The following is a 12,348-nucleotide window of genomic DNA, read 5'->3' on the forward strand; positions in this document are numbered from 1 at the left end:
TATTTATAATTGCACATCCTTTAATCGCAGAGAACTCTAACCATGTCAAAAGCAGTTTTAACAACTGGTTCAATTTCGACGCATTTGCTTAAGTTAACATTGCCAGCTTTAGTCGGTATTTTATGTACTTTTAGCTTTACAATTGTTGATACATATTTTATTTCATTACTTGGGCAAAATGAACTTGCTGCTATAAGTTATTCAACACCTATGATTGATATTATTATCGGTGTTGCAATAGGTATCGGTATTGCTATTTCATCAATTGGTGCAAGAATGTTTGGCTCTGGTGATTTTGAAAATATTAAAACATTTATTTTCCATGCATTTTTATTTTGCTTATTTTTATCTTTGATTATTACAATTTTTGGCATATTAAATATTGATACCATTTTTAAAGGTCTTGGTGCTGCTGGAAATACACTCGTTGAAATTCACAATTTCATGATTGTATGGTTTCTGGGCGTTTTCCCATTATTTATGATTTTTGTTTGCTCTAATGCTTTGAGAGCTAATGGTAAAGCAAAGGGGCCTGCAAAAATTCAAATATATATGGCAATTTTGAATTTGGTACTTGATCCGATTTTTATTTTTTCACTTAATTTAGGAATTATGGGAGCAGCGATAGCAGGTCTGATTTCCAGATTTGCAGGTTTGTTTATATTGATAAGAATTTTGATAAAAGAGGATATGATTACCTTTGATTATCAAAATCATATGAAAGGTTTTTTATTATCTTGGAATAAAATTATAAAAATGAGTGTTCCAGCATGTCTAGCTAATATGATTGGACCATTAGCTACTTTTTGGATCACTTATTTATTATCAATAGTAAGTCAATTTGCAGTCGCAGGCTTTGGTGTTGCAACAAAAATTCAAATGATTGCAGTTATTCCCATGTTTGCATTATCTGGCAGTATTGGACCTATAATTGGTCAAAATTTTAGTGCAAAAAAATGGGATAGATCTTTTTTAACTCTTAAAATGAGTTCGATTTTTTCGATATTTTGGGGAGTGTTTATAAGTTTACTATTACTCGTTTTAGGGCCGTATCTATCTAGAGTTTTTAGTGATAATTTGAAAGTAACAGAGGTTTCTGATAGTTATATGTATATTGTACCAGTCAGTTACATAGGGTGGGGTATAATTATGATGGTATGTGCAAACTTTAATTCACTTGGAAAGCCTATAAGGTCAACTTTAATTTCCCTTTTTAGGATGTTAATATTATTTATTCCACTTTCATATTTTATGTTTAATTTATATAGTTTTAAAGGTGTGTTTATCTCTTTCAATATTTCAACCTTATTTGTTGCTGGCGTTGCATATTTTTGGGCCTATAAAGATTACAAAGGGTACGGCTCTTAATCAAATATCATCGAAATATTTAAAGTTATATCTACTTTCTAACTATTGGTTTGGTATTTATCTAAATTAATATTTTAGAATCTCATGTGATTTATTGTGTAAATCTTTTTTTAGTACTTCTATAAATTAATTGTGAGAAGTATCTTCTTATAAAGAATAATTTTAGAGATATTTTATATTAAATATAAAAAAACCACTTTCGAATAAAGTAATCAGTGTAAAATTTAGTATTCTTAATTTTCTTTAATTTAAAACGTGAATATCTATTAGTAAAAAATAAAACTGGTCTTTATATCGGAAAATTTTCAAATATACTTGAATAATCACAAAATTAAGACCAAAATTTTTTAAATATACATTCAAAGTTGTCGTTTGATATATATTGCATCCAAACTATGAAACATAAAAAATGAGGAATAAGCAATGGAAAAATTTAATTTTAAGTTCGATCGGACGAATTTTAAAGTCAAAGAGTTAGTGAGCATTACTAAAATTTCTACCCATGGGATCTGTTGTAAACGTAAACCCATCAACCAAAAAAAATAGTATTTCATTTTATTCTTTGTAACTTATAATGAATCCACGAGATTTCTTGCTTTCAGAGTCAACTCCTTTAGAAATTGCTGTGAATAATTTTTGTTGAGGAATCCAAGTGGGCTGATATTTATATCTTGAAACATCTAATATTAAAAACATTTTCTTATGAGCGTTATATGCGCCTACTGGTGAAAAGTGACCACAGGATGTGGTGTTTCTAATATACTTACGACAATAATTTATAATAACTATTTTGTTTTTTAGAATCGCTTGAATGATAATTTCAATGAATTGCTTTTCATTTATATCAGAACCATAGTAAATCTTATTTTTTAGATTAAAGGTATTCAAAACCTCAAACATTTCATTTAGTGTCATCCCGGATTTTTTTATTTTATTTTTTTTTATAATTTTATTTACTTTAATATTAAAAATGTTGTCTTGATCAAACATTTTATAATTATTTAGATTTTCTTCAGTTAGAGCAGGCGGGTCAAGCTTCAATGCATTTAAGGTCATAGCTATAGAAGCTGGTCCACAAAAGCTTAAGTTTTTTTGTGTTATAAAATAGGGTATTAATTGCCAAAAGCTATTTTTATAAGTTGTTTGTTCGAAAATTAGTTGTCCTTCTTTTGAGTTTAAAGATATTAAACCGGGTTTAAATTTAGGGACTTTGGCATATGAGCACAAAGTTAATAAGAAGCTTAATAGTAATAATTTTTTAGAATAAAAGTCACTTTAATTTTTTTTAAATGTGATTATTTATATGATATTTATAGAACTAAAATATTATGTTTTCAAATTTAGTCTGAACATGCTGTATTATGATATAGATAAAAAACTTTTGTTTTTTATCTATTTGTTTGTATTAAAAAGTATACTGAAGAGCTTCTTTAGGAAGGTGTTTTAAAATTAATTTTTGTTTTTCTTGTGGCTCTAATTTAGCTATTTTTCTTTTCATAAGTTCAAATGCGTTTGAGCTTAAACAAGTTTCGTGATTTGAAAAGATTTAATTCTGTCGACTAATAATATTTGTTCAAGGGTTAAGTTTATTTTTTTTTCAAGTTGAAAAAGTTTTAAATACATTTCTTTAAAATAAATTGTTTCTTCATGAGTAATATGAATGTTAAGTTTTGATAATTCCTGAGGTGACATACAAAAATCCTTTTATGTAATTAAACCATCAATATATATAATTTAATTTATTTTGAGATAATGATCAATTTTTATTATGAGTTATATACTTACCAAATTGTTTGCGGGATAAAAATAGTCAGTATACCTAACATTAAAAAAATACATGAATTTATAAAGAGCGATATGAAAAGCAAATTCAATATTAAGCCCTTTTTAGATTTAAAAGATTGTTGAATATCAATTTTAAACAAATACCATATTATTGATATTATTATAAATGGTATGTATAAAGTTCATGGCGGTTTTAATGAAGAAAAGGCAAAGCCAAAAATGACCCATTCAATTAAACAGAAGTAAAATAAAGTGAAAAGCCAAATAGTAGTTAAAATTCCTACGAGAGAAAAGCGAAATGAAGACAAAAGAAAGGTTTTATTGTGAAATTTATATAAAATAAATGTAACAAATTTTTGATTATTTCGTATAACAAAATAAATAAAAAAACTGAACATGACAAATATGAGCAGCAATATGTAGTTGATTAAAAAAGCACGGATCATATTTTTAATTAATTACTATTATAGTTGATAAAGAACATTATAAATCATTATATGCACATTGTTCAATTAGTGATTTTTAAAAAAACTTTCTTGCAATTTTTTTTTATTCGATTGATTATACAATTTGTATTACAGGATCATTTCGCTTCTTAGTAGATTTGTTTGATTAACAGCATTTTTTATCAATTTTGTAAGGTGAATATGTGAAAAAGTTGATTTCATTTGATGAGGTGAGCAAAAAAATTGCCCACAAAACTATATTAAATAAAATTTCTTTTGATTTATATGAAGGGCAAATACTTGGTTTGCTTGGTCATAATGGCGCAGGTAAATCAACTATTATTAATTTATTGCTTGGTGCAGATAATTATACTGGAGTAATTAATGTGATGGGGAAGACCCCATACAAAGATAGACAAATTATCATGCAAGATTTGGCTTATTTATCAGATGCTGAGTGTCTTCCGAAATGGATGAAGGTTAGAGATATCATAAAATATATGAAAGGAGTTCATCCTAAATTTTCAGAAGAGAATGCAGTTTCGTATTTAAATAAAACAGATATAAACTTAACTACCAAAATAGCCGAATTATCTAAAGGCATGACAATGCAACTTCATTTGTCTTTAATTATGGCTACTAATTGTAAAATTTTGATATTAGATGAGCCTACTTTGGGGTTGGATTTAATGTATAGACATGAGTTTTATCAATTAGTCCAGGAGTGGTTTAATGAATCCGGAAGAAGTATTCTAATTACGAGTCATGAAATAAATGAACTTGAAAATTTTATAACAGATGTTGTTTTTATCAAAAATGGTTTTGTTACTACACGCAGCAGCTTGGAAAATATAATCAGCGAATATTGTAAGTGCAAGGTGGAAGTTTCACATTTTGAAAAATTGAAAAAGTTCAACCCCTATATTTTGGAGTCGAACAATCGAGAAAATATAATCTTAATTAAAAAAGAATTTCTTGATGAGGTAGAATCCATAGAAACTATCATACCGAATATATCTGAAATTTTTCTTGCTCATCAAAAGGGAGCCTAATAATATGAAATTGTTTTTTTTGGTAGAAAGAGAGATTAAAGAAAATAAAATGAATTTTAAAATACCATTAATAATTGGTATTTTATCTATTTTATTTAACTTCACCGCAAGTTGGAAAAATCAAGATTTTATTTATGAATCTAACTCTACAAATTTATTTATTTCTAATCATATCATTTCTGGCATATCGTCAAACTTTGCTTTTGATTTATCTGGAGTGCTTTTTTTGTTTTTATTTATTTCATATATCTCCAGCACACTTCCAAAAGAAAGAAAAAATGGTAGTTATATGTTTTGGAGAAGCATGCCTGTAAGTAATTCAATGCACTTAATTTCTAAACTGTTTTATAGTTTAATTGTATTACCATTTTATTGTTTGTTACTTTTTTTATCTTTGGAACTTTCGATTCTAATAAAATATACTTTAGCTCATTGGGGAAATATCGTATCTCAGGAAATTTTGAGTTTTTTTATATTTAATTTGCTGAATTTTTTAAAAAATATCTTTTTTACAAGCATAGTATTATTTCCATTAGCATCATTGTTTCTGGTAGTGTCTCAAATTACAAAACGTCCGATAGTTATTGTTATAATAGCTTCATTTTTTATATTTTATTCAGCTCTTTATTTCTTCATGGAATATTGTATGAATACTTGCTCCATAATTATTTTTCCCTATCATTTAAAGTTATAACCTCTGAACACCCTTATCAAGAGATAACTAATTTTGGCTTAAATCGAATGATAGGTTTATTATTTATTGGGTTTGGTTTATTTTTATATGCTAGTAAATTATATGGAAAGGAAAGTTTGTCGCGACGATTTTCAATATAGTAAATATTGATTTTAAAAATTTTTATTTGAATGTACCAAATGAACTAAATTCCTAGTAAGAAATATATAAAATATATATAATTGAAGATAGTAAATTACATCAATAATATTATGTTTTAAAATATTATTGATTATTTTTGAAAAAAGGAAATTGAAAAAAATGGGTCAGCCAACCAAAATCGTACCTAATGAACAAGATGAAAAAGCTAAAGTAACTTTGTATATAAGTTATGGCATGATGCTTCTAGGATTGATATCGGGAATTTTTTTTATAGTGGGGTATATTTGGGCATTAGTCAAAAAAGATGAAATAATTAATTCAATGTTTTCTAGGCATTTCGAGAATATACAATTTACATTCTGGGTGGGCTTGGGCTTAACTATTATTGGGTTTCTTACTACATTAATTTTAATTGGCTGGTTCATTTTGTTTTTTGCATATATTTGGGTTATTTATAGACTCTTGAAAGGCTTAGCAAACTTAACTTCTTGTAAAGACTTCTTTTAAGATTATTTGACACTAGATTTGTAGTTTGTAAGATGACTATATTAAAAGAAAACCGATAAACACTATATCGTTTATCGGTTTCTCTTTTTGAAGCTTCATTAAGACCTATTTTGAAAATTATGAAAACTCAATAATTCCCTTAAATAAATTCTTGTTGTTTACAACTTCTTCTTCGTAAACATTTGCTAAAGTATCAAACTTAAATTTATGTGTTAACATTAATTTATAAGATAAAATTCCTTGACTCATTAAATTAATAACATGTTGGAAGTCTTCTTTAGTAGCATTTCTGCTCCCCATCATGGTCGTTTCTTTTTTATGAAATTCTGTATCTTTAAAAGTAACATCGCCTTTATGAAGTCCTATGAAAACAATATCTCCTCCATGGCTTATTAAATTTACCGCATTATTCATAGAGTGCATATTACCTGTAGCATCAAGAACTTTAAGAGGTAATCTTCCACCAAACGCGTTTCTTAATGACTCTTCGAAGTTATCGTCCATTGGGTTAACTGTTTTTAGTTCTAATTTATCCTCAATGAAGGCTTGACGCTCTTTACTTATGTCAGCAACAACAACATTACCACCATTTGCTTTCGCTACTGCAGCAGCTCCTAAACCAATTGGACCTGAACCAACCACAAGAACATTATGACCTGGCTTAATATTAGCTCTTCTGACAGCATGTGCTGATATTGAAAAAGGCTCTATAAATGCAGCTGCATCGGCTGATACATTATCATCTACAGGTAAAATGTTATCAGCGGGTACCGTTAAAAACTCAGAAAAACCTCCATCTTGATGAACGCCAATAACAGAAATATTTTCGCAACAATTTGTTTTCCCATTCAGACATGCATCACACTTGCCGCATGAAACATATGGCATTACAATGGCTCTTTGATCTTTTTGAAGGTTTGTAACATTAGAGCCAACACTGTCGATAACGCCAAATATCTCATGACCTAAAACTCTGGGATATTCAAAAAAAGGTTGGACCCCAGCCCATGCATGAATATCTGTTCCACATATACCAACAGCCTTAACTTTTAAAACAACTTCATTGGATTTAGGTTCAGGTTTAACTCGAGTTACATACTCTAAATTCTTTGGTTCTGTGCATACTAGTGTTTTCATAATAATTATTTGCCTAAATTTTGTTTCATTTAAATACTGCTTTAAATGAGTGTTGAACATGAATGGTGATTAAATTAACGAATAATTTTTAAAAGTGTTAACTACGACATAATAATGTGATCAATATCGTGTTATTATGTATTAAATATGTTTTTATTTCAAAAAATAATGCCTAGAAATCAGAACCTGAGAAATACAGTAATTAACCAATTTTTAGACTCTATTAGCCAAGGAAATCTCTCCTCACCACTTCCATCTAATAGCGCACTCTCAAATATGTTTGATGTTAGTAGAACTACAGTCAAAAATGTAATCCTATATTTATGTCAGATTGGAGTTTTGTCTGAAAAGGGAACAGAATATTTTTTAAAAAGAGAACCGAAAGAAGAAGATTTTTTTAAAGATATTATCCACAACAAATCAAATGATAACGAACATTTCGGCCAAGTATTTACTCAATTAATTTATGATCGTATTATAAAGCCCGGAGACACATTCTCAGAAATTGAGCTTGCTCGGAGAGTTGGTGTTCAACCTATTGAAGTAAGGGAGTTTTTGTTAACTTTTTCAAAATATAACTTGATTGAAAATATTAATCGAGGTCAATGGATGATGAAAGTTTTTGATGAAAAATATGCGCAGCAAGTGTTTGAATTACGTGAACTTCTTGAAACATATGCTTTACATAAATTTATAAACCTACCTGATAATGATATTAGGTGGTCTCAGGCTAGAGAGCTTTTGATTTCTCACAGAAGTTTAAGAGATACAGTTGGAAGCGATTACAAATTGTTTTTTGAATTAGACAGGCAATTTCATCAACTGATTTTTTCAGCGGCTGACAATCCATTTGTTGACCAATTTTGGGATATATTTACTATAATTTTTCATTCACACTATCAATGGGGAAAATCAGATAACTTGAAAGAAAGAAACATTCTTGCAATTGAAGAACATATGGCTGTCTTAACTTGTTTAATTAACAAAAATGATATCGGCGCAACTCATGAGTTATATAGGCATCTTAACACTGCAAAAAAGAATATGGTTGAAGGTCTACATAACTAAATGTATATAATAAAATTAAGTTTATAACCAGAAAATATTAGGTTTAAAATGAATAATGATAATTATAAAAAATACTTAGACTCTTACTGCAATCTAATAAAAGAGTCATTTAATATGTTTAATTTTATACCTGAAATCTTAGATGATGAATTCAACGTTGACTTTGAGGATACTCGCCTTTTATGTCAAACCAGAAATATTTATTTCTTAATTAAATATTATGAACTATTTAAAGATGAAGAATCTAAGTTTTTAGCATTAAGACTTTATAAGCAAACAAAAAAAAATTATTTTGATCCAGTCCAAGGTTATTGGAAAAAGCGTCCATCATCTGGAAAATTAAATGATTTATATGAATTTTCTTTTTTAATTTTTTCTTTTTCAATTTTATATAAACACTTTTTATTGGATGAAATTAAAAATGATATTCTTTTCCTTTTTGATGAAGTGAGACAAGATTTTATTTCAAAAGGATTTGAATCAATAAAAGATGATAGTGGCGTTATTTGTCAAAATGCTATAATGCATTTATATGAAGCACTGCTAGAGTATTATAGAGTTACGAATTCTACTTCAACTAAAATAGAAATAAAATTATTGTTTAGTGTGATTAAACAGAAATTCATTAACCCAGAAACCAACTTGATTGCAGAGTACTCAAAAAACCATCATGAAACTGTTTACGAGCCCGGACATAATTATGAGTGGGCTTCTTTATTATTAGAAAGTGAAAAACTAGGACTGAAAATTGAGACCAAAGATTTTTGTGAACATTTAGTACATTCTATGGAAAATATGGGTTTGTCCACTTTAGGCTTTGTATATCCTAAGTTAAATGTGAGTGAGAAAAATGCTGAGTTTAGAATTTGGCCGAACCTAGAAAGACTTAGATATTTTTTATTGACAAATAATGATAGTAAAAGTGATACTGCAACTAAAATAATATGTCAATTTTACTTTAACAAGTGTTATCCTATAGAATATATTGATTCAAGGGGTAAAGCTTTAACAAAAAAAATTAAAGCAACAACTGGATATCATTTGATAAGTGCTTTTAAAGAAGCGTTTTAAAATTTAAAAAAAGATAAGGAAAATATATGATTGTTTTGTCAGGTGATATTGGTGGGACAAACACGAGACTTCGCCTAGCTAAAATGAATGAAAAATTTCAATTAGATGAAGTATTATGTATTAAAAAATACAAAGGAGCTGACTTTTCAAGTTTAGCTGAAGTTTTGAAAGTTTTTATTGTTGAGTCAGGTATCGAAGTAACTTCGATAAAATCAGCCTGTATTGCAGTTGCAGGACCTGTTAAAAATGGAGAAGTTGAATTAACTAATTTGCCATGGATTGTCACTGAAGAGCAAATGAAAGAAGTTCTTCAGATTGAAAAAGTTAAACTAATTAATGATTTTGAATCTATTGGTTTTGGTATTAGCACGCTTAATAAAGAAGATATTTACACTCTGCAAGAAGGTGACTTACGAAGCGAATCACCCATATCATATATCGGTGCTGGTACTGGTTTAGGGGTAGGTATCTGTTATGAATCCAATGGACAAACACACGTATTTCCAACAGAAGCTGGTCATGTTGATTTTGCTCCAGTAGGAGATGATCAAACAGCATTGCTTGAGTTTTTGAGAAAAAAACTTCGTAGAGTTTCTCTAGAGCGGGTTTGTTGTGGTACAGGCTTAGTCAATATTTACAAATATGCATTGAGCAATCCACTTCCAGGGCAAAATGAAAGTCCAGAAATGCATTTAGCTATGTATAACTCAAAGGATTTAGGGGCTACCATTGCTGAATATGCCTTTAAGCATAATGATCCATTAGCATTAAGAGTTATTGATATATTTATTAAAGTATACGGTTCAAGTGCAGGTAATCTTGCTTTAAGTACGTTGCCTTATGGTGGTTTGTATATTGTAGGAGGCATAGCTCCAAAAATGTTAGATCAACTTAAGGATGGACGATTTATGTCTATGTTTAGAGATAAAGGTAGGTTGTCGTCTCTTCTTCATAATATTCCTGTTTATGTTTCACTCAATCCTGATATCGGACTTCAGGGTGCAGAACAATATGCTTTTAATATGAATAAATAAAACGTTTATGAAGCGATTTATATATACTATTATTAACGCCTTCAAATATAGAGCTTGTCTCTATAATTTGAAGGATAAAAAACATCAAATTAAGGATGTTTTTTGTTTAACAAAATCATATTTGAAAGAGCTAAAGATTTCATGTCTTGTGCTGGATTATGACGGGGTTTTAGCACCACATGGTGAAAATGTTCTTTGTGAAACTATACTTCAACATTTGAGCTCTTTATCGGAAGAATTAGGTCCGGGAAGAATATATATTTTAAGCAATAAACCATCTTTAATAAGAGCGGAAATGTTTAAAAAAAACTTGCCGAATATTATATTTATAAGAGCTTTCAGAAAAAAACCATACCCAGATGGATTAAATGAAATCATTTCAATTTCAGGAATTGAGTCTAGTAAGATTTGCCTGGTTGATGATCGTCTATTAACCGGATGCTTATCTTCTATAATTTCTGGCTGTTATCCTATACTTCTAACGAATCCTTTAATTAATAAAAACAAAAATAGGTTAAATGAAGTATTTTTTAATATCCTAAGATTTATAGAGCAAAAAATTTTTCTCGGTTGAATGGAATCTTTTTAATCACAAAGAGATTCTTCTATTATATTTATATGAGTTAAATTGGAAAGCTATTAAAAGTTATTTATTAACTTTTCTTTTATCAAAGCAAGAAATCAGTTATTTCGCTTACTTATAAACATTTTACTGAAACTTTATTGATTCTAATGTTTTTTATAAAATAATTATTTATTGGATGCTGCAAGGGTTATACCGAAAATAATAAAAATGCTTCCACATACTTTATTTAAAACTGCATTCCCTTTTTTGACAATAATTTATCTTGAGCAAATGATGCGGAAATAGCATAGATAGCGTGAATGATAATTATAAGAAAACTATAAGTTAGAGTTAAAACTAAGAATTGAGGAGCGTATGATTCGTTTAAATTTATAAATTGAGGAAAAACAGACATAAAAAAAACGATTGCTTTGGGGTTTGATAGAGAGACAATTAATCCTTTTGAAAATGATGAAAAAACTGATTTAGGGTTATTTTTATCTGACTCTAAGTTTAGGTTTAAACCTGTTTTTTTAAACATTTTAATGCCTAAATACATCAAATATATTGAACCTAAAATTTTAATACACGTAAAGGCAATCATTGATTTGGATAAAATTAACCCTAAACTTGTTGCTGAAATTAAGCCAACCAAAAATATACCAACTGAAACCCCAAGGATACCGGTCAAGGTCTGTTTAGTGCTTTTTTGCATTGAATTATGTAGGGTTAATAACACACCTGGGCCAGGCAACAAAACTGTAAAAGCAGTGATCGATAAATATATTAAATAGTGATGCATAAACTATTCAAGAACCAATTGAAAAATAATTTGATATATATTTTAATTAAAAAACTCCCGATTTAAAGTGAATTTTATTGAAAGGTATTTTTCATTTTAGGAAATAATAATTAATTTAATATACCTATTATTATAAATTAAAGAAAAGCACAATAAGCAATATTAATTTTAATATTGCTTATTTAAAGTATATTTTAATATTAATTCATGAATAAATGTTGATAACGAGGCAAGATTATCTAAATTTTTTTCCAGTTTGATAATAACTCAATAAACTCAGATTGATTGAGATTAAGAATGCAATCCAGCAAATCCTGAGTATTTTTCAGTTCTGTATTCAATTTGATTTTGGAAAGTTGGACAGAAAAATTGTCCATAAATGACTTTTTAATGTCGTTGGATTCCATGCTCGATAAGTTTAAAAAAAATTTTCACACGCGTCTAATCTATCTGCTGTTTGCTCAATATTAAATTTTTTTAATATATCAGTGAGAGAATCAATATCAGGAGAAATATTGAACTCTTTGAACTTATTAAACAAAAGCTGGTTTCTATTTTGTAAATTTTTTGCTTCCATTGTAATTTCCATTTATAAAAATAGATTGAAGATTTCACTATACTCCATTGAAATCAATTTTCAATAAAAAAATTACTTTCTCAATATCTTAAATAAGAAAA

13 protein-coding genes are annotated in these 12,348 nt (G+C 28.2%); 8 read left to right on the forward strand and 5 right to left on the reverse strand.

All coding sequences use genetic code 11. The annotated features are described in order from the left end of the window. The first annotated feature begins 42 nt into the window (after nucleotides 1-42). A complete protein-coding gene (locus CF386_RS06475; protein ID WP_089073579.1) occupies nucleotides 43-1,368 on the forward strand; it encodes an MATE family efflux transporter in 1,326 nt (441 codons plus the stop codon). Nucleotides 1,369-1,923: 555 nt separating this feature from the next. Here CF386_RS06475 and CF386_RS06480 read toward each other — a convergent pair. Together CF386_RS06480 and CF386_RS12775 are read right to left on the reverse strand one after the other, a co-directional pair. Next, nucleotides 1,924-2,595: a phytochelatin synthase family protein gene (locus CF386_RS06480; protein ID WP_089073580.1), complete on the reverse strand. Its 672-nt coding sequence runs from the start codon at nucleotides 2,593-2,595 to the stop codon at nucleotides 1,924-1,926. 291 nt (nucleotides 2,596-2,886) lie between these two features. Beyond that, on the reverse strand, nucleotides 2,887-3,060 hold the full coding sequence (locus CF386_RS12775; RefSeq protein WP_158522314.1) for a hypothetical protein: 174 nt from the start codon (nucleotides 3,058-3,060) through the stop codon (nucleotides 2,887-2,889). A 742-nt stretch (nucleotides 3,061-3,802) separates the two neighbouring features. Here CF386_RS12775 and CF386_RS06485 point away from each other — a divergent pair. From CF386_RS06485 to CF386_RS06495, 3 genes are all read left to right on the forward strand, one after another. Next, complete coding sequence (locus CF386_RS06485; protein WP_089073581.1) at nucleotides 3,803-4,651, forward strand: ABC transporter ATP-binding protein; 849 nt, start codon at nucleotides 3,803-3,805, stop codon at nucleotides 4,649-4,651. Nucleotides 4,652-4,655: 4 nt separating this feature from the next. Beyond that, nucleotides 4,656-5,345: a hypothetical protein gene (locus CF386_RS06490; RefSeq protein ID WP_089073582.1), complete on the forward strand. Its 690-nt coding sequence runs from the start codon at nucleotides 4,656-4,658 to the stop codon at nucleotides 5,343-5,345. Nucleotides 5,346-5,645: 300 nt separating this feature from the next. Next, nucleotides 5,646-5,993 (forward strand): DUF4870 family protein, encoded by a 348-nt coding sequence (locus CF386_RS06495; protein ID WP_089073583.1) that lies wholly within the window; start codon nucleotides 5,646-5,648, stop codon nucleotides 5,991-5,993. A gap of 117 nt (nucleotides 5,994-6,110) precedes the next feature. Here CF386_RS06495 and CF386_RS06500 read toward each other — a convergent pair whose 3' ends face one another. Continuing rightward, entirely contained in the window at nucleotides 6,111-7,130 is a 1,020-nt protein-coding gene (locus CF386_RS06500; protein WP_192867707.1) for a zinc-binding alcohol dehydrogenase family protein, read from the reverse strand. A gap of 147 nt (nucleotides 7,131-7,277) precedes the next feature. Between CF386_RS06500 and CF386_RS06505 the strand changes: the two genes are divergently transcribed. From CF386_RS06505 to CF386_RS06520, 4 genes are read left to right on the forward strand one after another with little or no spacing between them, the layout of a single operon-like run. Then, nucleotides 7,278-8,198, forward strand: a complete 921-nt coding sequence (locus CF386_RS06505) for a GntR family transcriptional regulator (protein ID WP_225971694.1) — start codon at nucleotides 7,278-7,280, stop codon at nucleotides 8,196-8,198. A gap of 48 nt (nucleotides 8,199-8,246) precedes the next feature. Then, a complete protein-coding gene (locus CF386_RS06510; RefSeq protein ID WP_089073584.1) occupies nucleotides 8,247-9,269 on the forward strand; it encodes an AGE family epimerase/isomerase in 1,023 nt (340 codons plus the stop codon). 26 nt (nucleotides 9,270-9,295) lie between these two features. Beyond that, a complete protein-coding gene (locus CF386_RS06515) occupies nucleotides 9,296-10,303 on the forward strand; it encodes a glucokinase (protein WP_089073585.1) in 1,008 nt (335 codons plus the stop codon). A gap of 7 nt (nucleotides 10,304-10,310) precedes the next feature. Continuing rightward, complete coding sequence (locus CF386_RS06520; protein ID WP_089073586.1) at nucleotides 10,311-10,877, forward strand: HAD family hydrolase; 567 nt, start codon at nucleotides 10,311-10,313, stop codon at nucleotides 10,875-10,877. Nucleotides 10,878-11,115: 238 nt separating this feature from the next. On the opposite strand, the gene CF386_RS06525 is transcribed toward CF386_RS06520, so the two are convergent. Continuing rightward, nucleotides 11,116-11,670 carry a LysE family translocator gene (locus CF386_RS06525; RefSeq protein ID WP_225971695.1) on the reverse strand — a complete coding sequence of 185 codons (555 nt, stop codon included), beginning with the start codon at nucleotides 11,668-11,670 and terminating at the stop codon, nucleotides 11,116-11,118. A 418-nt stretch (nucleotides 11,671-12,088) separates the two neighbouring features. Then, nucleotides 12,089-12,247: a hypothetical protein gene (locus CF386_RS12780; protein WP_158522315.1), complete on the reverse strand. Its 159-nt coding sequence runs from the start codon at nucleotides 12,245-12,247 to the stop codon at nucleotides 12,089-12,091. Nucleotides 12,248-12,348: the final 101 nt, after the last annotated feature.

The organism is Paraphotobacterium marinum, assembly GCF_002216855.1.
Lineage (GTDB): Bacteria > Pseudomonadota > Gammaproteobacteria > Enterobacterales > Vibrionaceae > Paraphotobacterium > Paraphotobacterium marinum.

Bases quoted from the DNA above. Each gene is read 5' to 3' on its own strand.
- CF386_RS06475 (WP_089073579.1), top strand. From the start codon at position 43: ATGTCAAAAGCAGTTTTAACAACTGGTTCAATTTCGACGCATTTGCTT.
- CF386_RS12775 (WP_158522314.1), bottom strand. From the start codon at position 3,060: ATGTCACCTCAGGAATTATCAAAACTTAACATTCATATTACTCATGAA.
- CF386_RS06490 (WP_089073582.1), top strand. From the start codon at position 4,656: ATGAAATTGTTTTTTTTGGTAGAAAGAGAGATTAAAGAAAATAAAATG.
- CF386_RS06495 (WP_089073583.1), top strand. From the start codon at position 5,646: ATGGGTCAGCCAACCAAAATCGTACCTAATGAACAAGATGAAAAAGCT.
- CF386_RS06500 (WP_192867707.1), bottom strand. From the start codon at position 7,130: ATGAAAACACTAGTATGCACAGAACCAAAGAATTTAGAGTATGTAACT.
- CF386_RS06505 (WP_225971694.1), top strand. From the start codon at position 7,278: ATGTTTTTATTTCAAAAAATAATGCCTAGAAATCAGAACCTGAGAAAT.
- CF386_RS06510 (WP_089073584.1), top strand. From the start codon at position 8,247: ATGAATAATGATAATTATAAAAAATACTTAGACTCTTACTGCAATCTA.
- CF386_RS06515 (WP_089073585.1), top strand. From the start codon at position 9,296: ATGATTGTTTTGTCAGGTGATATTGGTGGGACAAACACGAGACTTCGC.
- CF386_RS06520 (WP_089073586.1), top strand. From the start codon at position 10,311: ATGAAGCGATTTATATATACTATTATTAACGCCTTCAAATATAGAGCT.
- CF386_RS06525 (WP_225971695.1), bottom strand. From the start codon at position 11,670: ATGCATCACTATTTAATATATTTATCGATCACTGCTTTTACAGTTTTG.
- CF386_RS12780 (WP_158522315.1), bottom strand. From the start codon at position 12,247: ATGGAAGCAAAAAATTTACAAAATAGAAACCAGCTTTTGTTTAATAAG.